Here is a 22,205-nt window from a genome sequence, read left to right on the forward strand (position 1 = left end):
CGCATCCGGCATCAAGTGGTCTCAGGGATGGGGGCGTTCCAGTGGGCGGCAACGGCGGAAGCGGGACGACCGTGACCAGCACGGACAAGCGCCCCAATGAGCTGCTCAACTCCTGGTTCGTGCGCAGCGGCTGGTCCAAGGGCGAGCTGGCGCGGCAAGTGAACCGCAGGGCACGCCAGTTGGGAGCCAACCACATCTCGACGGACACATCGAGGGTGCGTCGCTGGCTCGACGGGGAGAATCCGCGCGAACCGATCCCGAGGATCCTCTCCGAGCTGTTCTCCGAGCGCTTCGGCTGTGTCGTCTCGGTCGAGGACCTCGGTCTGCGGGCCGCCCGCCAGTCACCCTCGGCGACCGGCGTCGACCTGCCCTGGACGGGCCCGCAGACGGTGGCCCTGCTCAGCGAGTTCTCACGCAGCGACCTGATGCTGGCGCGGCGCGGCTTCCTCGGAACCTCGCTGATCCTGTCGGCGGGCCCGTCCCTGATCGAGCCCATGCAGCGCTGGCTCGTCCCCTCGCCCACCGCGCCGCAGCCGGCCCCCGAGCCGGTTGCCGACTCCCGCCGCCCCGGCCGCCTCTCCAAGCCCGAGCTGGAGCTCCTGGAGACCACCACGGTCATGTTCCGCCAGTGGGATGCCCAGTGCGGCGGCGGCCTGCGGCGCAAGGCGGTCGTCGGCCAGCTGCACGAGGTCACCGACCTCCTCCAGGAACCCCAGCCCGAGGCCACCACCCGCAAGCTCTTCCAGGTCGCCGCCGAACTCGCGGAACTGGCCGGCTGGATGTCGTACGACGTCGGGCTCCAGCCCACCGCCCAGAAGTACTTCGTGCTCGCCCTGCACGCGGCCAAGGAGGCCGGTGACAAGCCGCTGGGGTCGTACGTCCTGTCCAGCATGAGCCGCCAGATGATCCACCTCGGCCGGCCCGACGACGCCCTGGAGCTGATCCACCTCGCCCAGTACGGCAGCCGGGACTGCGCGAGCCCGCGCACCCAGTCGATGCTGTATGCGATGGAGGCCCGCGCCTACGCCAACATGGGCCGGCCCGGAAAGTGCAAGCGGGCGGTCCGCATGGCCGAGGACACCTTCGCCGAGGCCGACGAGTGGGACGAGCCGGACCCCGACTGGATCCGGTTCTTCTCCGAGGCCGAGCTCTACGGCGAGAACAGCCACTCCTTCCGCGACCTCGCCTATGTAGCCGGCCGCAGCCCCACCTACGCCTCCCTGGCCGAGCCGCTGATGCAGCGGGCCGTGGAGCTGTTCGCCAAGGACGCCGAGCACCAGCGGTCGTACGCACTGAACGTCATCGGCATGGCCACCGTGCACCTGCTGCGCAACGAGCCCGAGCAGAGCACGGTCCTCGCCCGCGAGGCCATGGGCATCGCCAAGAAGGTGCGCTCGGAGCGCGTGAACACTCGTATTCGAAAGACGGTGGACTCCGCCGTCCGTGACTACGGCGACCTCGCCGCGGTCGTCGACCTCACCGAACAGCTCGCCGTCGATCTGCCGGAGACCGCCGAGGCGGTCTGAACCCCGGTCGCTTCCCAGACCCCGGCCGCGGCCGGCCCTCCCGAACCGCCCGACTCGGCTCCCCCACGCCAGGTCATCGGAAGGCCGCCCGCGGCCGGTTCCTTGGCTCCGCGAGATGGTTGCGTCACGATAACGATCCCGCGGCCGGACATCCTGTAGTTCATCGACGCGTAACACGCCAGGCGCCTTCGTCACTCCGGCGAAACAACGAGGGGCAACGACCGAAACCGCGCTGCGCCAATCTCGTGGCGCATAACCGGCCCGCCCCCCCGCTTGACCGGACCGCTCTCAGGCATCGCCCGCACGCAGGGCCGTACCAATCGACGAGGAGACGCCGATGGCACCAGCCATCATGCTTGCCGCGGAGGCACCCAAGCTGTCTGCCGCGAACACAGGCTTCATGCTCATCTGTTCCGCCCTGGTGCTGCTCATGACGCCGGGCCTCGCCTTCTTCTACGGGGGCATGGTCCGCGTCAAGAGCACCCTGAACATGCTGATGATGAGCTTCATCAGCATCGGGATCGTCACCATCCTGTGGGTTCTCTACGGCTTCTCCCTTGCCTTCGGCTCCAGCAACGGCTTCATCGGCTTCAACTCCGACTGGCTGGGTCTCAGCAACATCGGGCTGACGGAACTCTGGGACGGCTATACGATCCCGATCTTCGTCTTCATGGTCTTCCAGCTGATGTTCGCGATCATCACGCCGGCCCTGATAAGCGGTGCCCTCGCCGACCGCGTCAAGTTCTCGGCCTGGGCGCTCTTCGTCGCGCTGTGGCTCACGGTCGTCTACGTCCCGGTCGCCCACTGGGTGTGGGGCGCCGATGGCTGGGCCTACAAGCTCGGTGTGATCGACTTCGCCGGTGGTACCGCGGTCCACATCAACGCCGGTGCCGGCGCCCTCGGTGTGATCCTGGTCATCGGCAAGCGCGTCGGCTTCAAGAAGGACCCGATGCGCCCGCACAGCCTTCCGCTGGTCATGCTGGGCGCCGGTCTGCTGTGGTTCGGCTGGTTCGGCTTCAACGCCGGCTCGTGGCTCGGCAACGACGACGGCGTCGGCGCGCTGATGTTCGTCAACACGCAGGTCGCCACCTCCGCCGCCATGCTGGCCTGGCTCGCCTACGAGAAGATCCGCCACGGCGCGTTCACCACGCTGGGCGCCGCCTCCGGCGCCGTCGCCGGCCTGGTCGCGATCACCCCGTCAGGTGGCGCGATCTCCCCGCTCGGCGCGATCGCCGTCGGCGCCATCGCCGGTGTCGCCTGCGCTGCTGCCGTCGGACTGAAGTTCAGGTTCGGCTACGACGACTCCCTGGACGTCGTCGGCGTCCACATGGTCGGCGGCATCATCGGCTCCCTGCTCATCGGCTTCTTCGCCACCGGCAAGGGCCAGTCCACCGCGACCGGCGTCTTCTACGGCGACCACTCCTTCACCCAGCTGTGGAAGCAGTTCGCAGGTGTCGGCGCGGTCCTCGCCTACTCCCTGATCGCCTCCGCGGTCCTCGCCTTCCTCCTCGACAAGACCATCGGTATGCGGGTTCCCGAGGACGTCGAGGTCTCCGGCATCGACCAGGCCGAGCACGCCGAGACTGCATACGACTTCAGCGGTGCGGGCGGCGGTGTCGTCGGCACCGTCTCCGCCGCGGCCCTGGCCGGCACGAGCAAGAAGGTGGACGCATGAAGCTCATCACCGCCGTCGTGAAGCCCCACCGGCTCGACGAGATCAAGGAGGCCCTGCAGGCCTTCGGCGTCCACGGTCTCACGGTCACCGAGGCCAGCGGCTACGGTCGGCAGCGTGGCCACACCGAGGTCTACCGTGGTGCGGAGTACACGGTAGACCTGGTGCCCAAGATCCGCATCGAGGTGCTGGCCGAGGACGAGGACGCCGAGCAACTGATCGACGTCATCGTCAAGGCGGCCCGCACCGGCAAAATCGGTGACGGCAAGGTCTGGTCACTCCCGGTCGAGACCGCCGTACGGGTCCGCACGGGCGAGCGCGGACCGGACGCGCTGTAGAACAGAACCATCTGAATACAGGCAGGAGTCGCTGGGTGACCGGTACGGATGTTCGGAACGACGCAGAGGACACGGGACCCAGCGGCTACGCGGCGGCCCGGCTGCGCCTCCTCACCGAGGGGGCGCGGTCCGGGCCGTCGCGCCGTACCGCCCTCGCCGAACTCACGGACGGCTGGCTGACCGGCCTGTTCGCCGCGGCCACCGAGGGCGTCACCGGTGGCGTCTCCCTGGTCGCCGTCGGCGGCTACGGCCGCGGCGAGCTCTCCCCGCGCAGCGACCTCGACCTCCTGCTGCTGCACGACGGCGGCGACTCCGGCGCGGTGGCCGCCGTCGCCGACCGGCTCTGGTACCCCGTCTGGGACCTGGGCCTGGCCCTCGACCACTCCGTGCGCACGCCCGCCGAGGCCCGCAAGACCGCCGGCGAGGACCTCAAGGTCCAGCTGGGCCTGCTCGACGCCCGCCATATCGCCGGCGACCTGGGCCTGACCTCCGGACTGCGCACCGCGATCCTCGCGGACTGGCGCAACCAGGCGCCCAAACGCCTCCCCGAACTCCAGGAGCTCTGCGCCGAGCGCGCCGAACGCCAGGGCGAGCTGCAGTACCTCCTGGAGCCGGACCTGAAGGAGGCCCGCGGTGGGCTGAGGGACGCCACCGCGCTGCGTGCCGTCGCCGCCTCCTGGCTGGCCGACGCCCCGCGCGAGGGGCTCGCCGACGCCCGCCGGCGCCTGCTCGACGTCCGTGACGCCCTGCACCTCACGACAGGGCGCGCGACCGATCGCCTCGCGCTCCAGGAGCAGGACCAGGTGGCGGCCGAACTGGACCTCCTCGACGCCGACACCCTGCTGCGCCAGGTCTACGAGTCCGCCCGCGTCATCGCGTACGCCAGTGATGTCACCTGGCGTGAAGTGGGGCGCGTGCTGCGCTCGCGCGCCGTGCGGCCACGCCTGCGCGCCATGCTGGGCGGCGGCAAACCGGTCGCCGAGCGCTCCCCGCTGGCCGAAGGGGTGGTGGAGCAGGACGGCGAGGTGGTGCTCGCCCGCGCCGCGCGCCCCGAACGCGACCCCGTGCTCCCGCTGCGCGCCGCGGCCGCCGCCGCGCAGGCCGGTCTCCCGCTCTCCCTGCACGCCGTGCGGCGCATGGCCGCCACCGCGCGCCCCCTGCCCACGCCCTGGCCCGCCGAGGCGCGAGAGCAGCTGGTCACGCTCCTCGGTTCCGGTCGGCCCACGGTCGACGTCTGGGAGGCGCTGGAGGCGGAGGGGCTGATCAGCCGGCTGCTTCCGGACTGGGAGCGGGTGCGCTGCCGACCGCAGCGCAACGCCGTGCACATCTGGACCGTGGACCGCCACCTCATCGAGACCGCCGTCCGCGCCTCCGAGTTCACCCGCCGCGTCCACCGCCCCGACCTGCTGCTGGTCGCCGCGCTGCTGCACGACATCGGCAAAGGCTGGCCCGGCGACCACTCGGTGGCCGGCGAGATCATCGCCAAGGACGTCGCGGCCAGGATCGGCTTCGACCGCGCGGACGTGGCCGTCCTGCCGACGCTCGTACGACACCACCTGCTGCTCATCGAGACCGCCACCCGGCGCGACCTGGATGACCCGGCCACGGTCCGCCTGGTCGCCGAGGCGGTCGGCAGCCAGGGCACCCTGGAGCTGCTGCACGCCCTCACCGAGGCCGACGCGATGGCCACCGGCCCGGCCGCCTGGTCGTCCTGGCGCGGCTCGCTCGTCGCCGACCTGGTCAAGCGGGTCGCGGCGGTCCTCGCCGGGGACGCCACCGACGAGCCCGAGCCGGGCGCGCCCACGGCCGAGCAGGAGCGGCTGTCCATCGAGGCCTTCCGCACCGGCGGCCCTGTCCTGGCCCTGAGCGCCCAGACCGAACCGGCGACGGACGAGGAACCGGCCGGCGGCCCCGAGCCGCTGGGCGTGGAGCTCCTCATCGCCGTACCGGACCAGCCGGGCGTCCTCCCGGCCGTCTCGGGCGTCCTGGCCATGCACCGCCTCACCGTCCGCACCGCCGAGCTGCGCTCCCTCCGGCTCCCCCACGACGTCGACGACGGCACCGTCCTGCTCCTGGACTGGCGCGTCGCCGCCGAGTACGGCTCCCTGCCCCAGGCGGCCCGCCTCCGTGCGGACCTGGTCCGCGCCCTGGACGGCTCCCTCGACATCGCCGGACGCCTCGCCGAGCGGGACGCGGCCTACCCGAGGCGCCGGGGCTGGGTGGCCCCGCCGCCCCGCGTGACGGTGGCCTCGGCGGCCTCCCGGCACGCCACGGTGATCGAGGTACGGGCCCAGGACGCCCCCGGGCTGCTGTTCCGGATCGGGCGGGCACTGGAGGACGCCGGGGTACGCGTGCGAAGTGCGCATGTCAGCACGCTCGGGTCGAACGCCGTCGACGCCTTCTACGTGACCGGCAGCGACCACTCCCCGCTGCCCGCGGAGGAGGCGACCTCCGTGGCGCGCAAACTGGAGGAGACGCTGAGGGCCTGACCGCTGGGTCGTGCAAGGCGGGGACGACTTCCTTGCGCGGCCGGATACCCTGGAAGACGCTCACTGCCCCCGACTCCGAGGACCGACGCCGCCGTGTTCGACACTCTCTCCGATCGCCTTTCAGCGACCTTCAAGAATCTGCGCGGCAAAGGGCGTCTGAGCGAAGCGGACATCGACGCCACGGCCCGGGAGATCCGCATCGCGCTGCTCGAAGCCGACGTGGCCCTTCCGGTCGTCCGCACGTTCATCAAGAACATCAAGGAGCGGGCGCTCGGGTCCGAGGTCTCCAGGGCCCTGAACCCGGCCCAGCAGGTCCTGAAGATCGTCAACGACGAGCTGGTCACGATCCTCGGCGGCGAGACGCGCCGGCTGCGCTTCGCCAAGCAGCCGCCGACCGTGATCATGCTGGCCGGTCTTCAGGGTGCCGGTAAGACGACCCTCGCGGGCAAGCTCGGCCACTGGCTCAAGGAGCAGGGCCACTCCCCGCTGCTTGTCGCCGCCGACCTCCAGCGCCCCAACGCCGTCAACCAGCTGAGCGTCGTCGCCGAGCGCGCCGCAGTCGCCGTCTACGCGCCCGAGCCGGGCAACGGCGTCGGTGACCCGGTCAAGGTCGCCAAGGACTCCATCGACTTCGCCAAGCAGAAGGTCCACGACATCGTGATCGTGGACACCGCCGGCCGCCTCGGCATCGACCAGGAGCTGATGCAGCAGGCCGCCGACATCCGGGACGCGGTCAGCCCCGACGAGATCCTCTTCGTCGTCGACGCCATGATCGGTCAGGACGCCGTCACCACCGCCGAGGCCTTCCGCGACGGCGTCGGCTTCGACGGTGTCGTCCTCTCCAAGCTCGACGGTGACGCCCGCGGTGGTGCCGCGCTCTCCGTCCGCCAGGTCACCGGCAAGCCGATCATGTTCGCGTCGAACGGCGAGAAGCTCGAGGACTTCGACGCCTTCCACCCGGACCGGATGGCCTCCCGCATCCTCGACATGGGTGACCTGCTCACCCTGATCGAGCAGGCGGAGAAGACGTTCAGCCAGGAAGAGGCCGAGAAAATGGCCTCCAAGCTGGCGTCCAAGAAGGGCCAGGACTTCACCCTGGACGACTTCCTGGCCCAGATGGAGCAGGTCAGGAAGATGGGCTCCATCTCCAAGCTGCTCGGGATGCTGCCAGGCATGGGCCAGATGAAGGACCAGATCAACAACCTGGACGAGCGGGACGTCGACCGCACGGCCGCGATCATCAAGTCGATGACGCCGGCCGAGCGCCAGGAGCCCACGATCATCAACGGCTCGCGCCGCGCCCGTATCGCCAAGGGCTCCGGCGTCGAGGTCAGCGCCGTCAAGAACCTGGTCGAGCGGTTCTTCGAGGCCCGCAAGATGATGTCCCGCATGGCCCAGGGCGGCGGTATGCCGGGCATGCCGGGGATCCCGGGCATGGGCGGCGGCCCCGGCCGTGCCAAGAAGCAGCCGAAGAAGGCCAAGGGCAAGCAGCGCTCCGGCAACCCGATGAAGCGCAAGCAGCAGGAGCTGGAGGAGGCCCAGCGCCGCGAGGCCGCCGCACAGGGCGGAGGCGCCCTCGGGCTGCCGCAGCAGGGCGGTCAGGACTTCGAGCTGCCGGACGAGTTCAAGAAGTTCATGGGCTGAGTTCACCCGTGCGCGTGCCGGGGGTTGGTCCGGGTCGTACCGTCCCGCTATGACCAACCCCGCGCCGCCGCGCAAGTCGCCCGACCGGCCCTGGCGCACCGAGGGCGCCCCAGGGGGCCGCCGAAGCCGCCGCCCGGCGGGCCGAGGATGCGCGGGGGCTGGTGGCGGTTGGTCATGACCGCTCTGGTCGCGCCGGATCGTCGACGAATGCTACGAGGCGGCGTGCCGCAAACTCCGCGACCACCGCGGCCCGTTGGACGCGCCGGCCCAGGCACTGCTGGAGCGCGCGACGCTCGAGGAGGCGGACGCGTACCGGATCGCCGGGATCACGCGGCTGAGCAAGGACCTGGACGAGGTCCAGGACCCGTCGGCCGCTCCCGCCGGGCCGCTTCTCAGCGCACGCGGGCGACCAGGTAGCGGAAGACGTTCGGCATCCACACCGTGCCGTCCTGGCGCTGGTGCGGGTGGAGCGCCTCGGTCAGCTCCTTGCCGACCTGCTCCTGGTCGGTCGCCGCGACCGCCGCGTCGAACAGCCCGGTCGACAGCAGCCCGCGTACGGCGCTGTCCGCGTCGGCGTACCCGAACGGGCAGGAGACCCGCCCGGAGCCGTCGATCCGCAGCCCCGCCCGTTGGGCGGCCTCTTCCAGGTCGTCGCGGCACGCCGGGCGCCAACTGCCCCTGCTGCGCAAAGGATCGGCCAATTTCGCGGCCACCCGCAGGACGGACGAGGTCGCGCAGCGCTCCGGCGGACCCCAGCCGGCCAGCACCACCGCCGCCCCGCGCTCCGCCAAGGGCGTCGCCTCGGCGAGCAGCTCACCGAGTCCTTCGGCGTCGCCCGCCAGGCAGCCGATCGGGTCGAAGGCGGTGATCAGGTTGTACGCCGGTGCCTGCGCGTCCGCCGCGTCCGCCGGTGTGCCCTCGACGATCCGCGCGGCGCGGTCACGCGTGCGTGCCCCGGCGGCCGGCTCGGGCAGCAGGCGCTCACGGGCGAGGGCCAGACGTCCGGGGGAGGAGTCGACACCGGTCACCGCGGCCCCTCTGGCCGCCGCCATCAGCAGGGCGAGACCGGAACCGCAGCGCAGGCCAAGGAGCCGGGTGGTCAGACCCACCTGAAGTCGCTCGTGGACGGTCTCGTAGAGCGGAACCAGCATCCGCTCCTGGATCTCTGACCAGTCACGCGCGCGTGCGCCCAGGTTCACGCGGGGTGCGGAGTCCGCGTGAGACGGGTGATGCCGCACGAGCGTAGGTGTCATAGGTAAGCGCCCCAATCCGCCGAGAGTTACGCACTGACCGATTCCGTGGCCCCCGTGTCGTGCCCTCGCACTTCCCACGTATGCCAGGTAACTCCCGGCTCGCGGTGCCGTCCAGAGGTCGGGGGTCACCGCTTGTGTGTGGGCTGTGACTGTGGCGAGATTTCACATCCCCGCAACTTGTGGCTCTACCATCGGACCCACGACACGGCGGTTCTGGCCATGGTCACCCGGAACGGTGAGCGTTCGGTGCCTGGTCGCCGGAGACGGGCCGGTGCCGGATGACGACGGGATCCGGGTAACGTCGGGGTCGCCGCGAGCGCTGACCGAGGTGGCGTCCTCCGCCACGAGAGCGACCGAAAGGGCTCTTGCGTATCCGCCGACCACAGTCGTCCCGGGTCCGTACGCCGGGTACGCGTCGGGTCGTACGTCAGACTACGCACCGGCTTGGTATGAGCTGTGAGGCTTCTCCGCAGATCAGCGCACCCGTACTCGTCTCCACGCATCAGCGGCAACTGACGGGTACGTGCAAATTATTTGGGATGCCCCGGAATAGGAACACAGTGGCCCTCCCGCTCGTTCTCATTACGTGAGCACGACACAGACACCACCTGTTCTCGCCGCAGAGCTGGCAGAGGCGTGGGCCGACATTCAGCGGTACCACCCCGAGCTGCCCGACCTTGCCGCGCCAGAGTCCCTGATCGGAGAGTCGTCGTCCGCGTGCGGACACGAGCTCTCCTTCGAACGCCTGCTCCATGAGGCAGTCCATGGCATCGCCGCGTCCCGTGGAGTGCGCGACACCTCCCGGGCCGGCCGCTACCACAACCGCAGATTCCTCGCGATCGCCGAGGAGCTGGGCCTGGACCACCCCGACGAGCCGCACCCCAGCAGCGGCTTCTCGCTGGTCACGCTCAACCCCGAGGCCAAGCGCCGCTACCGCCCGACCATCGAGAGGCTGCAGCGCGCTCTCAAGGCCCACACGGTGGCGACCTCCGCCGACACCTCCCGCACCTTCCGCGGCCCGGCCGCCCGCCATGGTTCGTCCGGCGGCGGCGTCCGCGTCAAGGCGGTGTGCGACTGCGGCCGCAACGTCCGGGTGGTCCCGTCGGTCCTGGCCCAGGCCCCCATCGTGTGCGGCGGCTGCGGCAAGCCGTTCCGCATTCCGGAGGTCGTGGGAGCGGCGGCGAGCTGAGCACACGGCTGCTCGTGGCAGCCGTAGCCATTGCTTGTCGCCACGCCCTCGTCCCCCTGCGGGCAAGCGCACCCGACGCAGCTCACCTCCGCGCCGGGTGCGCCTCCGGCATGCCCAGGCGCCCCTCACCTCACCGTCGGCCAAAAGCGACCCGCAGGGTGTGGCACAATGGCTAGCTGTACTCGACAGCCGCACAGGACCCCTCTCTCCTCCGGCTGACGCGTCCATCGGGCACTCGGGTACCGCAACCCCACGCGGCAGACTCGCCGTGCCCAAACACGTCAAATTCAGGAGAACCCACTCCCGTGGCAGTCAAGATCAAGCTGAAGCGTCTGGGCAAGATCCGTTCGCCTCACTACCGCATCGTCGTCGCCGACTCCCGCACGCGCCGTGACGGCCGTGCGATCGAGGAGATCGGCAAGTACCACCCGACCTACAACCCGTCGGTCATGGAGGTGGACGCCGATCGCGTGGCGTACTGGCTCGGCGTCGGCGCCCAGCCGACCGAGCCCGTGCTCGCCATCCTGAAGAAGACCGGCGACTGGCAGAAGTTCAAGGGCGAGCCCGCCCCGGCGCCGCTGCTCGTCGCCGAGCCGAAGGCCGCCCGTCCCTCGTTCGAGGCGCTCGGCGGTGACGACGAGGGCAAGGGTGAGGCGATCACCCAGAAGAAGAAGGCTGAGAAGAAGGACGAGGCCGCGGCTGAGTCCGAGTCGACCGAGGCCTGAGCAGCATGCTCGAAGAGGCGCTTGAGCACCTCGTGAAGGGCATCGTCGACAACCCCGACGATGTGCAGGTCGCCTCGCGCAACCTGCGCCGCGGGCGCGTGCTGGAGGTCCGGGTGCACCCCGACGACCTCGGCAAGGTGATCGGCCGCAACGGCCGTACCGCCCGCGCCCTGCGCACCGTCGTGGGCGCCATCGGCGGCCGCGGTGTCCGCGTCGACCTCGTCGACGTGGACCACGTCCGCTGACGCTTCATCGCAACCGGCGGGGGCCGGTCCGGCGGATCAGGTCGCAGAAATCGGCGGTTGCTTGCCAGACCCCGCGTCTGCGACAGGATCCGCCGGGCCGGCCCCAGGGCCGGGGAGGGCCACTGGGCCGTCCCCGGCCCGCAGTCGTATGGCGGGTTGTATGGGTCGTATGACAGGAGAGCAAGCACAGTGCAGCTGGTAGTCGCACGGATCGGCCGCGCCCACGGCATCAAGGGCGAGGTCACCGTCGAGGTACGTACCGACGAGCCGGAGCTCAGGCTCGCACCCGGCGCCGTACTCGCCACCGATCCCGAGGGCGTGGGACCGCTCACCATCGAGACGGGCCGTGTGCACAGCGGCCGCCTGCTCCTGCGTTTCGAGGGCGTCAAGGACCGCACCGGCGCCGAGGCCCTCCGCAACACCCTCCTGATCGCCGAGATCGACCCGGACGAGGTGCCCGAGGACCCGGACGAGTACTACGACCATCAGCTCATCGACCTGGACGTGGTCACCGAGGACGGCACCGAGGTCGGCCGGATCACCGAGATCTCGCACCTGCCCTCCCAGGACCTGTTCATCGTCGAGCGCCCCGACGGCAGCGAGGTGATGATCCCGTTCGTCGAGGAGATCGTCACCGAGATCGACCTGGAGCAGCAGAAGGCGGTCATCGCGCCTCCGCCGGGCCTGATCGACGACCGGGCCGAGATCGCCTCCTCGCGGGAAGAGTCGTAAGAGATGCGCCTTGACGTCGTCACGATCTTCCCCGAGTACCTGGAACCACTGAACGTCTCGCTCGTCGGCAAGGCACGCGCGCGTGGGCAGCTCGATGTGCGGGTGCACGATCTGCGGACATGGACGTACGACCGGCACAACACGGTCGACGACACCCCGTACGGCGGCGGACCCGGCATGGTCATGAAGACCGAGCCCTGGGGCGACGCCCTCGACTCCGTCCTCGCCGACGGCTACGACACCGGCTCGCACACGCCCGCGCTCATCGTGCCGACCCCGAGCGGACGCCCCTTCACCCAGGAACTCGCGGTCGAGCTCTCCGAGCGGCCCTGGCTGATCTTCACACCGGCCCGCTACGAGGGCATCGACCGGCGCGTCATCGACGAGTACGCCACCCGGATGCCTGTCTACGAGGTGTCCATCGGCGACTACGTGCTCGCCGGCGGCGAGGCCGCCGTACTCGTCGTCACCGAGGCCGTGGCCAGACTGCTGCCCGGCGTCCTCGGCAACGCCGAGTCGCACCGGGACGACTCCTTCGCACCCGGCGCGATGGCGAACCTCCTGGAAGGGCCCGTCTACACCAAGCCGCCGGAATGGCGGGGGCGCGACATCCCGGACGTGCTGCTCAGCGGCCACCACGGGAAGATCGCCCGCTGGCGCCGCGACGAGGCCCTGAAGCGTACGGCCGCGCACCGGCCCGACCTGATCGAACGCTGCGACCCCAAGGCGTTCGACAAGAAGGACCGCGAGATTCTCTCCATCCTGGGCTGGGAACCGGACCCGGAGGGGGAGCCCCGCGGCCGATTTTGGCGCCGGGGCCAGGGCGTGGAAGAATGAGCGGCTGTTGTGCTGTGAACCGTCCGGTGTGCGCCCCTGCCACAGGGGGAGACGACGCCCGCCCCGACCTCACGGCCTGTTTCCGATCACCATCTAGTTCCCGTTGATGACCTGTGGCATCAGCGAAGAAAGCAGACGAAATGTCTCACCTGCTCGACACCGTCGACTCCGCGTCGCTGCGCAGCGACGTCCCGGCCTTCCGCCCGGGTGACACCGTCAACGTCCACGTCCGCGTCATCGAGGGCAACCGCTCCCGTGTGCAGCAGTTCAAGGGCGTTGTGATCCGCCGCCAGGGCAGCGGTGTCCGCGAGACCTTCACGGTCCGCAAGGTCTCCTTCTCCGTCGGCGTCGAGCGCACCTTCCCGGTGCACACCCCGATCGTCGAGAAGATCGAGCTCGTCACCCGCGGTGACGTGCGTCGCGCCAAGCTGTACTACCTGCGCGACCTGCGCGGTAAGGCCGCGAAGATCAAGGAGAAGCGCGACAGCTGATCTCGCCTTGCCGGCGCCTGAGCCGAAGGCGAACGTGCCGGTAAGAAGGTGTCTCAGCGGGGCCGGATAACATCTGGCCCCGATGGACACCGAAGCACAGCCGACGGAGCGCGACCGCTCCTCCCGCCCCGAACCGGAGGCCGCGGAGGACCGGTCGCGTTTCGCGTTGCTGGCGCGGGTCACCGACTGGCTGCCGGGCGGCCGGGTCACCCTGACCCTCTTCGCCTGCCTGGCGTTTTTGCTCGTCCTCAACGCTCTCGTGGCGCAACCGTTCCAGATTCCCAGCGGATCCATGGAACAGGGATTGAGGATCGGGGACCGCGTTCTCGTAAATAAGTTGGCGTACCGTTTCGGTGCCGAGCCGCGCCGGGGCGATGTCGTCGTGTTCGACGGCACCGGGTATTTCGGGGACGCCGACTACATCAAGCGTGTCGTCGGTGTGGGAGGAGACCATGTGGTCTGCTGCGACAAGGAGGGGAGGATCGAGGTGAACGGCCGGTCGGTCGACGAGACCGCGTTCCTGTATCCCGGGGACACTCCGTCCACCGTGCCCTTCGACGTCGAGGTCCCCGACGGCAGGCTCTTCGTCCTCGGTGACCACCGCAGCGACTCCAGCGACTCCCGCGACCATCTGGGCTCGCCCGGTGGCGGCATGATCCCCGTGAAGGATGTGATCGGCCGGACCGACTGGATCGTCTGGCCGTACGCCCACTGGACCCGGCTCATCCGTCCCGCCGCCTACGCGCGCGTGCCGGCGGCGGGAGCGGCCCATGGGTAACCGCGGCAAACCGCGCGGCGTGCCCAGCGACGCCGCCGCCAATCTGCTGCCCACCGGGGCCCGGCGCGCCGCCAGCCCGGCCGGCGGCCGTTCCCGCGCGGAGCGGCGCAAGCTGCAGCGCAAGGTCAAGCGCAAGCGCCGGCGCGGCGCGGTGCGGGAGATACCGCTGCTGGTCGGTGTGGCCGTCCTGATAGCTCTCGTGCTGAAGACGTTCCTCGTCCAGGCCTTCGTGATCCCCTCGGGTTCGATGGAGCAGACGATCCGGATCGGCGACCGCGTCCTGGTCGACAAGTTCACCCCGTGGTTCGGTTCCAAGCCGCACCGCGGGGACGTCGTCGTCTTCCACGACCCGGGCGGCTGGCTCGCGGACGAACAGACCACCCAGACGAACGACCCGATCGTCGTCAAACAGCTCAAGGAAGGGCTCACCTTCATCGGCCTGCTGCCCTCCGCCAACGAGAAGGACCTCATCAAGCGGGTGATCGGCGTCGGCGGCGACCACGTCAAGTGCTGCGACACGCAGGGCCGGGTCACCGTGAACGGCGTACCGCTGACCGAGGGCGACTACCTCTATCCCGGGAACGCCCCATCCACCACCGAGTTCGACATCACCGTCCCGCAGGGGCGGCTGTGGGTGATGGGCGACCACCGGGGAAACTCGGCCGACTCCCGAGCACACCAGGACACCGACTACGGCGGCACGGTCCCCGTGAGCCTGGTGGTGGGCCGGGCCAAGTGGATCGGCTGGCCGTTCGGGCACTGGGCCTCGCTGGGCGAACCTAAAACCTTCGCAAGCGTTGCGAACTCGGTGTCGGGGTCGACCGCGGCTCCCCAGCTGTCGCATAGGGTTGCCTCCGACGATCCGAACGGATACGTCCAACTCCCGAGCCCTGCGGAACTCCCGCTCGTTATGGGAGTGGTGGGTCTGCGCCGGGGATGGCGCGGGCGGCGGCACGGAGTAAGGAGTTGGCGTGGGGGATGTGGCGGTTGGCGCACGGTCGGGACACGACGGCGAGGAGCACAGCGGGCGCCCCGTGGAGAATGTCCCCCCCGTAAACGGTGGTTCTACCTCCGGAAATGACGGTGGTCCGGCCGGGGACAGTGGTCCGGCGGACGGTCCGTACCCCGGCGGCGGAGGCGGGGACGCGGACGGCGGCGCGGGCGACTCGGCCGCGCCCGCGCCGAAGAAGCCCCGCTCCTTCTGGAAGGAGCTGCCGATCCTGATCGGTATCGCGCTGGTGCTGGCGCTGCTGATCAAGACGTTCCTGGTGCAGGCGTTCTCGATCCCGTCGGACTCGATGCAGAACACCCTCCAGCAGGGTGACCGCGTCCTGGTCGACAAGCTCACCCCGTGGTTCGGCTCCAAGCCGGACCGGGGCGAGGTAGTCGTCTTCCACGACCCGGACAACTGGCTGGCCGGCGAGCCCGTGGCCCAGCCGAACGCGATCCAGACCTTCCTCAGCTGGATCGGCCTGATGCCGTCCGCCGAGGAGAAGGACCTCATCAAGCGGGTCATCGGTGTCGGCGGCGACACCGTGTCCTGCAAGGGCAGCGGCCCGCTCATGGTCAACGGCCATGCGCTGAACGAGCCCTATGTGTACCCGGGCAACACCCCGTGCAGCGTCGACGACCAGGGCGGCCAGTTCACGGTGAAGGTGGCCCAGGGCTACATCTGGGTGATGGGCGACCACCGCCAGAACTCCCGCGACTCGCGCTACAACCAGTCCGACAAGCATCACGGCATGGTCCCGGTCAAGGATGTCGTCGGCCGCGCCATCGTCAAGGCCTGGCCGATCAACCGCTGGGGCACCCTGCCCGTCCCGGACACCTTCGACCAGAGCGGTATCAACACGCAGTCGTCCGCTGCGGCCTCCCTCTCGGTGGCCCCGGAGGGCGTGGCCGTCGCGGCCGTCCTGCCGATCGCGGTGTGGCGCCGCCGGCGGGGCGACCGGATCGAGTCGAAGTTCGAGAAGCGGTCGGCCGCGGGCAAGCGCTGATCTGCCCGTGTGAAACCCTTGGGGAGCTTGTGGCCAGGGGCGGGGAAGAAGGGCTGCCCCTGCCCGGTACCGCCGGGTAGGGTGCGGCCTCATGGGTGGCGACAGCACGATACGTACGGCCCCGCGCAGCGGAGGCAGCAGCACCGGCACGGCGCAGGCCGGCAGCACAATCGGAAATCGCCTGTCAGGGATCGCCGTCGCCCTGGGCATCGTGCTGTTCCTCGGCGGGTTCGCCTGGGGAGCGGTGGCCTACCGGCCGTACACCGTGCCCACCGGTTCGATGACACCGACGATCGACGCCGGGGACCGGGTCCTCGGCCAGCGCATCGACGGCAGCGAGGTACGCCGGGGTGACGTCGTCGTCTTCCAGGACAAGAACTGGGTCACCAACGCCGACGTCGTCAAGCGCGTGGTCGCGGTCGGCGGGGACACGGTCGCCTGCTGCACGAACGGCAAGCTGACCGTCAACGGCAAGCAGATCGACGAGCCGTATCTGCCAGCGGGCAGCGCGGCCGAACTCCAGGGCTTCCCGACCGTCACCGTGCCCAAGGGCCGGCTCTTCCTCCTCGGTGACGAACGCCTGGGCTCCCTGGACTCCACCGCCCACCTCACGGACGCGGCGAAGGGCACGGTCGCCCGCAGCGCCGTGAGCGCCCGTGTGGACGCCCTCATCTGGCCCATGAAGGGCCTGCTCAAGCGCCCCACCGGCTTCGAGACGCTCGGCACCCTCTCCCAGCCCGGCCCGCTGCGCATCATCGAGTTCATGATCGTGGGCGGTGCTGTGCTGGTCCTCGGCGGCGCCGCGTACGGCCCGATCGCCGGCCTGCTGGGCCGATCCCGCACCAGCGGCCGTACGGAGCCCGCCGGTGCCCGCTGAGGCGCTGTCGGAGGGCGCCTTGCGCAAGGTGGCCCGGGTGGTCCTGCTCGACCCCGACGACCGCCTCCTGCTCCTGCACGGCCATGAGCCGGACGACCCTGCCGACGACTGGTGGTTCACGCCCGGCGGCGGACTGGAGGGCGACGAGACCCGTGAGCAGGCCGCGCTGCGGGAACTCGCTGAGGAGACCGGCATCACGGACGTCGAACTCGGCCCGGTGCTCTGGCGGCGGATGTGCTCCTTCCCGTTCGCCGGCCGCCGCTGGAACCAGGACGAGTGGTACTACCTGGCCCGGACGGCGCATACGTTTGAGGTGACGCCCGAGGCCAGAGCCCTGACCGAGCTGGAGCGGCGCAGTGTCGCAGGAGCACGTTGGTGGACGTGCCAGGAACTGACCCGGGCACATGAGACGGTGTATCCGACCAGACTCGCCGAGCTGTTCCGTAGGCTGCTCGACGAAGGTCCCCCCGTCAGGCCCGTCACCCTTGACACGGAAATCGTCTAGGGGCGCGCGGGACTGGCGCACAATGGTGGGATCGCACGGCTGAAGGGGAACATGCCATGAGCGCCGAGGACCTCGAAAAGTACGAGACCGAGATGGAGCTGAAGCTCTACCGGGAGTACCGAGATGTCGTCGGTCTGTTCAAATACGTGATCGAGACCGAGCGGCGCTTCTACCTCACCAACGACTACGAGATGCAGGTGCACTCGGTCCAGGGTGAGGTGTTCTTCGAGGTGTCCATGGCGGACGCCTGGGTCTGGGACATGTACCGTCCGGCCCGCTTCGTGAAACAGGTCCGCGTTCTCACGTTCAAGGACGTGAATATCGAGGAGCTGAACAAGAGTGATCTGGAGCTTCCGGGCGGCTGAAGGCCTGATGGGACTGGTTCATGATCGCTCATGCGTGATCTCTCATGCGTGATCTCTCGTGTGGGTGACGGAGTTGTCCACAACCGCTGAGTAACTCACCAAGATCCACTTCTGGGTGGGGGATGCGTGACGGTTGGCGCCGGAGGTGGTGCCGACATGAACACGAATCTGGCACGCAGTGCACTCGGCAAGTACGGCGAGACGCTGGCCGCGCGGCGGCTGGCCGAGGCCGGTCTGACGGTCCTGGAGCGCAACTGGCGCTGCGGCAGGTCGGGCGAGATCGACATCGTGGCGCGGGACGGGGACGTCCTGGTCGTCTGCGAGGTCAAGACCCGGCGGGCGAGTCCCTTCGAACACCCCATGGCCGGGGTGACCCCCGAGAAGGCGGAGCGCCTGCGCGGCCTCGCCGAACACTGGATCCACGCACACGGGGGGGCGCCGCCGGGCGGCGTCCGCATCGACGTGATCGGCGTGCTCCTGCCGCAGCGCGGGGCGCCCGTGGTCGAGCATGCGCGGGGGGTGGCCTGAGATGGGCTTCGCGCGTACCTGCTCGGTTTCGCTGGTGGGCGTCGAGGGCGTGGTGGTGGAGGTCCAGGCCGACCTGGAGCCCGGTGTGGCGGCGTTCACGCTGGTGGGGCTGCCGGACAAGAGCCTGACGGAGAGCAAGGACCGGGTCCGGGCGGCGGTGGTGAACTCGGGGGCGGCCTGGCCCTCGAAGAAGCTGACGGTCGGGTTGAGCCCGGCGTCTGTACCGAAGGCGGGCTCGGGTTTCGACCTCGCCGTCGCTTGCGCCGTGCTTGGCGCGGCCGAGCGCATCGACCCGAGGGTGCTGCCCGACATCGTGATGATCGGGGAGCTGGGTCTGGACGGGCGGGTGCGGCCGGTGCGGGGCATCCTGCCGGCGGTGCTGGCAGCGGCCGACGCCGGTTACGAGCAGGTCGTCGTCCCGGAGTGCGCCGCCGCCGAGGCCGCGCTGGTGCCCGATGTCTCCGTACTGGGTGTGCGCAGCCTCCGGCAGCTGATCGCGATCCTCGCGGACGAGCCGGTGCCGGACGAGGAGCCGGACGAGCCGGGGCGTCCCGATCCGCTGCTGGCCGGTCTGCGGCTGCCGGGCACGGGCGCGGCCACCGGGATGCACTGCGCAGGGTCCGCGCAGCAGGACAACGGCCATGATCTGGCCGACGTCGTGGGCCAGCTCTCGGCCCGGACAGCAGTCGAGGTGGCGGCGGCGGGCAGCCACCACCTCTTCCTGGAGGGACCGCCGGGTGCGGGCAAGACCATGCTCGCTGAGCGGCTCCCCGCCGTGCTGCCCCGGCTCACCCGGGGGGAGTCGCTCGAAGTCACGGCGGTGCACTCGGTGGCGGGACTGCTGCCACCGGGCAAGCCGCTGATCGACGTCGCTCCCTACTGCGCTCCGCACCACTCGGCCACCATGCAGGCCCTGGTCGGCGGCGGTCCTGGTATCGCCCGCCCCGGAGCGGTCTCGCTCTCTCATCGAGGCGTTCTCTTCCTCGACGAGACCCCCGAGTTCAACACCCAGGCGCTCGACGCGCTGCGACAGCCGCTGGAGGCGGGCCACGTCGTGATCGCACGCAGCGCGGGCGTCGTGCGGTTCCCCGCGAAGTTCCAGATGGTGCTCGCGGCGAACCCGTGTCCCTGCGGGCGATTCTCTCTCACCGACGACTTCTGCGAGTGCCCGCCCTCGGTCGTCCGCCGCTACCAGGCCCGGCTCTCGGGCCCGCTGCTCGACCGGGTCGACCTGCGGGTGCAGGTGGACCGGGTCACACGTGCCCAGCTCACCGAGCGAGGTGTCCGAGGCGAGTCCACAGCGGTGGTCGCCGACCGTGTGCGGGCAGCCCGGGAGCGGGCGGCCCTGCGCCTCGCCGGAACCCCCTGGCGGACCAACAGCGAGGTGCCCGGCCGTGAGCTGCGCAGCCGCTGGCATGCCGTGTCGGGAGCCATGGACGAGGCCGAGCGCAACCTTGAGCGAGGTGTGCTGACCGCCCGCGGACTCGACCGCGTCCTGCGCGTCGCCTGGACGGTCGCCGACCTCGTCGGACACGACCGTCCGGACGCCACGGACGTGGCCCTGGCACTGCAACTGCGCACCGGGGTCCCGCGGGGCGTGCCGATGGCCATCGGGGCGCTGACGTGACCGGAGACGCCCACCTGCTGGCCCGGGTCTTCCTCGCCCGGGTCATCGAGCCCGGTGACGAGGCCGCCGGGCGGTGGGTCAGGGAACGGGGTGTGCAGGAGGTGGCGGACCGGCTGAGAAGGGCCGGCGACGCCCTGCCGGGCATCAGCGACAGGCGGTGGGCGGGGCTGCTGGCCCGGGCGGAGCAGGCCGATCCCCGCGCGGACCTCACCGCCGCACAGGAGGCCGGAGCGCGCTTCGTCGTCCCCGGTGATGCCGAGTGGCCGACTCAGCTCGACGACCTCGGCGACGCCCGCCCCCTCGGGCTGTGGGTGCGAGGACGGGCCAGTCTGCGGATGTGGGCGCTCCGGGCCGTCGCCGTCGTCGGGGCGCGGGCCTGTACCGAGTACGGGGCGCACATGGCGGCCACCCTCGCCGCGGGGCTCGCCGAGCGCGGCTGGGTGGTGGTGTCCGGTGGCGCCTACGGCGTCGACGGCGCCGCCCACCGCGGAGCCCTCGGCGCCGGTGGTGCCACCGTCGCGGTGCTGGCAAGCGGGGTCGACCGGCCCTACCCGCGCGGACACACCCAGTTGATCAGCAGAATCGCGGAACAGGGCCTGGTGGTGGGGGAGTTGCCACCCGGTGAGCATCCGACGCAAAGCAGGTTCGTGCTCCGCAACCGGGTGATCGCCGCGCTGACCAGGGGGACCGTCGTCGTGGAGGCCGCCCACCGCAGCGGCTCGCTGGTCACCGCGCGGGCCGCGCAGCGGCTCGGCCGGTTCACCATGGGTGTGCCCGGCCCCGCCACCAGCGGCCTCTCCGCCGGAGTGCACGAACTGCTGAGAGGGGAGGCCGCCCTCGTCACCGACGCCGCGGAAGTCGTCGAACTCGTGGGCGACATGGGCGAGCTGGCACCGGCCAGACACGGCCCCGTCCTCCCGCGTGACCTGCTGGAACCCGCCGCACGGCAGGTCCTGGCCGCCCTGCCCGGGAACCGGCCGGCTTCACCCGAAGAGGTGGCGCGCGGCGCTCAGACGTCCAAGGACGAGGCCATCGCGAGACTGTACGAACTCCGTGCACTTGGTTACGTCGAACGACACGGCGACGGCTGGAAGTTGACACGCCAGGCGATGATCTCGGTCCGAGAGGGTCGCACTCGGCGCTGACCGAGCGTGTTCGGCCGTCCGGGGGAACCCCCGATGCCCTTGGGATTTCCCGGAGTTGACACCACCGGCCGATCACGCAGAGCGACGCGCCGAGCGCGGCCGGAAGCGCCGTACACGGGGTTCGCGCGGGGGTGGAGCCTCGCTGTTCGCGCACCGCGACACCTCAGTCACGCTACGCTCACGAAAGCCCTGGCGCAGACCGTGCCAACCGGCACCAGACCGACACCTCACCCAACCCGCACTCTTCACCCCGCTCATCCCACTCCACAGCGCAACACGGCACTTCCTGGCACTTCACGGCAGAACGGCACAAGGCGACGAATGCCCCAGCACACCTCCGGGTCCGACCGGGCGGCGGTCCCCCCAGCCGCCCGCGACGGTGGCAGCGTGCGGCCGCCCGCTCCCTCGACGCTCGACGAGCTGTGGCGGTCGTACAAGGCGACGGGGGACGACCGGCTGCGGGAACAGCTGATCCTGCACTACTCGCCGCTGGTGAAGTACGTGGCGGGACGGGTGAGCGTCGGTCTGCCGCCCAATGTGGAGCAGGCCGACTTCGTCTCCTCCGGGGTGTTCGGGCTCATCGACGCGATCGAGAAGTTCGACGTCGACCGGGAGATCAAGTTCGAGACGTACGCGATCACCCGGATCCGGGGCGCGATGATCGACGAGCTGCGGGCGCTGGACTGGATCCCCCGGTCCGTGCGGCAGAAGGCGCGCAACGTCGAGCGGGCCTACGCCACGCTGGAGGCCCGGCTGCGCAGGACACCCTCGGAGTGCGAGGTGGCCTCCGAACTGGGCATCGAGGTCGACGAACTCCACTCCGTCTTCAGCCAGTTGTCGCTGGCCAACGTGGTGGCGCTGGAGGAGCTGCTGCACGTCGGGGGCGAGGGCGGCGACGGCCTGAGCGTCATGGACACGCTGGAGGACACCGCCGCGGACAACCCCGTGGAGGTGGCCGAGGACCGGGAGCTGCGGCGGTTCCTGGCGCGTGCCATCAACACGCTGCCTGAGCGGGAGAAGACCGTGGTGACCCTCTACTACTACGAGGGGCTCACGCTCGCCGAGATCGGCAACGTGCTCGGGGTCACCGAGAGCCGGGTGAGTCAGATCCACACGAAGTCCGTGCTGCAGCTGCGGGCGAAGCTGGCGAGTTTTGGCCGCTGAGCGGCGACTTTCCCCGCGGGGCCCGAAGGCCTCGGGGCGTGGCCGCCGGGAGTGACCCGCGTCCCGGTCGTGCTGTCT

22 protein-coding genes are annotated in these 22,205 nt (G+C 70.4%); 21 read left to right on the forward strand and 1 reads right to left on the reverse strand.

The window, feature by feature from the left end; all coding sequences use genetic code 11:
* The first annotated feature begins 41 nt into the window (after positions 1–41).
* From ABZ396_RS35965 to ffh, 5 genes are all read left to right on the forward strand, one after another.
* Positions 42–1,526, forward strand: a complete 1,485-nt coding sequence (locus tag ABZ396_RS35965; protein ID WP_358921372.1) for a hypothetical protein — start codon at positions 42–44, stop codon at positions 1,524–1,526.
* Between the two features lie 337 nt (positions 1,527–1,863).
* Complete coding sequence (locus ABZ396_RS35970; RefSeq protein WP_358921373.1) at positions 1,864–3,201, forward strand: ammonium transporter; 1,338 nt, start codon at positions 1,864–1,866, stop codon at positions 3,199–3,201.
* On the forward strand, positions 3,198–3,536 hold the full coding sequence (locus ABZ396_RS35975) for a P-II family nitrogen regulator (RefSeq protein WP_093498850.1): 339 nt from the start codon (positions 3,198–3,200) through the stop codon (positions 3,534–3,536). Before ABZ396_RS35970 ends, ABZ396_RS35975 begins: the two co-directional genes overlap by 4 nt.
* A gap of 35 nt (positions 3,537–3,571) precedes the next feature.
* Positions 3,572–6,025: a [protein-PII] uridylyltransferase gene (locus ABZ396_RS35980; protein WP_358921375.1), complete on the forward strand. Its 2,454-nt coding sequence runs from the start codon at positions 3,572–3,574 to the stop codon at positions 6,023–6,025.
* Between the two features lie 93 nt (positions 6,026–6,118).
* Positions 6,119–7,669 (forward strand): signal recognition particle protein, encoded by a 1,551-nt coding sequence (gene ffh / locus ABZ396_RS35985; protein ID WP_358921377.1) that lies wholly within the window; start codon positions 6,119–6,121, stop codon positions 7,667–7,669.
* Positions 7,670–8,061: 392 nt separating this feature from the next.
* On the opposite strand, the gene ABZ396_RS35990 is transcribed toward ffh, so the two are convergent.
* Positions 8,062–8,922 carry an SAM-dependent methyltransferase gene (locus ABZ396_RS35990; protein WP_358921379.1) on the reverse strand — a complete coding sequence of 287 codons (861 nt, stop codon included), beginning with the start codon at positions 8,920–8,922 and terminating at the stop codon, positions 8,062–8,064.
* 586 nt (positions 8,923–9,508) lie between these two features.
* Between ABZ396_RS35990 and ABZ396_RS35995 the strand changes: the two genes are divergently transcribed.
* From ABZ396_RS35995 to whiG, 16 genes are all read left to right on the forward strand, one after another.
* Positions 9,509–10,111, forward strand: a complete 603-nt coding sequence (locus tag ABZ396_RS35995) for a hypothetical protein (RefSeq protein ID WP_358921381.1) — start codon at positions 9,509–9,511, stop codon at positions 10,109–10,111.
* 305 nt (positions 10,112–10,416) lie between these two features.
* Positions 10,417–10,836, forward strand: a complete 420-nt coding sequence (rpsP, locus tag ABZ396_RS36000; RefSeq protein WP_358921382.1) for a 30S ribosomal protein S16 — start codon at positions 10,417–10,419, stop codon at positions 10,834–10,836.
* Positions 10,837–10,841: 5 nt separating this feature from the next.
* Positions 10,842–11,081 (forward strand): RNA-binding protein, encoded by a 240-nt coding sequence (locus ABZ396_RS36005; RefSeq protein ID WP_003973401.1) that lies wholly within the window; start codon positions 10,842–10,844, stop codon positions 11,079–11,081.
* Between the two features lie 189 nt (positions 11,082–11,270).
* The gene (gene rimM, locus ABZ396_RS36010; RefSeq protein ID WP_358921384.1) at positions 11,271–11,813 is read left to right on the forward strand and encodes a ribosome maturation factor RimM; all 543 of its coding nucleotides are present in this window, start codon (positions 11,271–11,273) and stop codon (positions 11,811–11,813) included.
* A 3-nt stretch (positions 11,814–11,816) separates the two neighbouring features.
* On the forward strand, positions 11,817–12,650 hold the full coding sequence (gene trmD / locus ABZ396_RS36015) for a tRNA (guanosine(37)-N1)-methyltransferase TrmD (protein WP_358921386.1): 834 nt from the start codon (positions 11,817–11,819) through the stop codon (positions 12,648–12,650).
* A gap of 140 nt (positions 12,651–12,790) precedes the next feature.
* Positions 12,791–13,141: a 50S ribosomal protein L19 gene (gene rplS, locus ABZ396_RS36020; protein WP_358921388.1), complete on the forward strand. Its 351-nt coding sequence runs from the start codon at positions 12,791–12,793 to the stop codon at positions 13,139–13,141.
* Positions 13,142–13,223: 82 nt separating this feature from the next.
* A complete protein-coding gene (lepB, locus tag ABZ396_RS36025; RefSeq protein WP_358921390.1) occupies positions 13,224–13,919 on the forward strand; it encodes a signal peptidase I in 696 nt (231 codons plus the stop codon).
* Complete coding sequence (gene lepB / locus ABZ396_RS36030) at positions 13,912–15,000, forward strand: signal peptidase I (RefSeq protein WP_358921392.1); 1,089 nt, start codon at positions 13,912–13,914, stop codon at positions 14,998–15,000. Before lepB (ABZ396_RS36025) ends, lepB (ABZ396_RS36030) begins: the two co-directional genes overlap by 8 nt.
* On the forward strand, positions 14,891–15,916 hold the full coding sequence (lepB, locus tag ABZ396_RS36035) for a signal peptidase I (protein WP_358921394.1): 1,026 nt from the start codon (positions 14,891–14,893) through the stop codon (positions 15,914–15,916). The genes lepB (ABZ396_RS36030) and lepB (ABZ396_RS36035) overlap by 110 nt, the downstream gene beginning before the upstream one ends.
* 91 nt (positions 15,917–16,007) lie before the next feature.
* Positions 16,008–16,793, forward strand: coding sequence for a signal peptidase I (lepB, locus tag ABZ396_RS36040; RefSeq protein WP_358921396.1), 786 nt, complete (start codon positions 16,008–16,010; stop codon positions 16,791–16,793).
* Positions 16,783–17,298: an NUDIX domain-containing protein gene (locus tag ABZ396_RS36045; RefSeq protein ID WP_358921398.1), complete on the forward strand. Its 516-nt coding sequence runs from the start codon at positions 16,783–16,785 to the stop codon at positions 17,296–17,298. The genes lepB (ABZ396_RS36040) and ABZ396_RS36045 overlap by 11 nt, the downstream gene beginning before the upstream one ends.
* A 56-nt stretch (positions 17,299–17,354) precedes the next feature.
* Positions 17,355–17,663: a DUF2469 domain-containing protein gene (locus tag ABZ396_RS36050; RefSeq protein ID WP_003965949.1), complete on the forward strand. Its 309-nt coding sequence runs from the start codon at positions 17,355–17,357 to the stop codon at positions 17,661–17,663.
* A 156-nt stretch (positions 17,664–17,819) separates the two neighbouring features.
* Positions 17,820–18,191: a YraN family protein gene (locus tag ABZ396_RS36055; protein WP_358921400.1), complete on the forward strand. Its 372-nt coding sequence runs from the start codon at positions 17,820–17,822 to the stop codon at positions 18,189–18,191.
* 1 nt (position 18,192) lies between these two features.
* Positions 18,193–19,818, forward strand: coding sequence for a YifB family Mg chelatase-like AAA ATPase (locus ABZ396_RS36060; protein ID WP_358921402.1), 1,626 nt, complete (start codon positions 18,193–18,195; stop codon positions 19,816–19,818).
* Positions 19,815–20,963: a DNA-processing protein DprA gene (gene dprA, locus ABZ396_RS36065; protein ID WP_358921404.1), complete on the forward strand. Its 1,149-nt coding sequence runs from the start codon at positions 19,815–19,817 to the stop codon at positions 20,961–20,963. Before ABZ396_RS36060 ends, dprA begins: the two co-directional genes overlap by 4 nt.
* A gap of 321 nt (positions 20,964–21,284) precedes the next feature.
* Complete coding sequence (gene whiG, locus ABZ396_RS36070) at positions 21,285–22,127, forward strand: RNA polymerase sigma factor WhiG (RefSeq protein ID WP_358921406.1); 843 nt, start codon at positions 21,285–21,287, stop codon at positions 22,125–22,127.
* Positions 22,128–22,205 lie beyond the last annotated feature (78 nt).

The organism is Streptomyces sp. NPDC005866, from assembly GCF_040629895.1.
In the GTDB taxonomy this organism is placed as follows: Bacteria; Actinomycetota; Actinomycetes; order Streptomycetales; family Streptomycetaceae; genus Streptomyces.

Excerpts from the sequence above, each read along its gene's own strand:
- lepB (WP_358921390.1), top strand. The coding sequence starts at position 13,224 with ATGGACACCGAAGCACAGCCGACGGAGCGCGACCGCTCCTCCCGCCCC.
- ABZ396_RS36055 (WP_358921400.1), top strand. The coding sequence starts at position 17,820 with ATGAACACGAATCTGGCACGCAGTGCACTCGGCAAGTACGGCGAGACG.
- ABZ396_RS36005 (WP_003973401.1), top strand. The coding sequence starts at position 10,842 with ATGCTCGAAGAGGCGCTTGAGCACCTCGTGAAGGGCATCGTCGACAAC.
- rplS (WP_358921388.1), top strand. The coding sequence starts at position 12,791 with ATGTCTCACCTGCTCGACACCGTCGACTCCGCGTCGCTGCGCAGCGAC.
- ABZ396_RS36050 (WP_003965949.1), top strand. The coding sequence starts at position 17,355 with ATGAGCGCCGAGGACCTCGAAAAGTACGAGACCGAGATGGAGCTGAAG.
- ABZ396_RS35970 (WP_358921373.1), top strand. The coding sequence starts at position 1,864 with ATGGCACCAGCCATCATGCTTGCCGCGGAGGCACCCAAGCTGTCTGCC.
- ABZ396_RS35975 (WP_093498850.1), top strand. The coding sequence starts at position 3,198 with ATGAAGCTCATCACCGCCGTCGTGAAGCCCCACCGGCTCGACGAGATC.
- ABZ396_RS36060 (WP_358921402.1), top strand. The coding sequence starts at position 18,193 with ATGGGCTTCGCGCGTACCTGCTCGGTTTCGCTGGTGGGCGTCGAGGGC.
- lepB (WP_358921396.1), top strand. The coding sequence starts at position 16,008 with ATGGGTGGCGACAGCACGATACGTACGGCCCCGCGCAGCGGAGGCAGC.
- lepB (WP_358921392.1), top strand. The coding sequence starts at position 13,912 with ATGGGTAACCGCGGCAAACCGCGCGGCGTGCCCAGCGACGCCGCCGCC.
- whiG (WP_358921406.1), top strand. The coding sequence starts at position 21,285 with ATGCCCCAGCACACCTCCGGGTCCGACCGGGCGGCGGTCCCCCCAGCC.
- trmD (WP_358921386.1), top strand. The coding sequence starts at position 11,817 with ATGCGCCTTGACGTCGTCACGATCTTCCCCGAGTACCTGGAACCACTG.
- ABZ396_RS35990 (WP_358921379.1), bottom strand. The coding sequence starts at position 8,922 with ATGACACCTACGCTCGTGCGGCATCACCCGTCTCACGCGGACTCCGCA.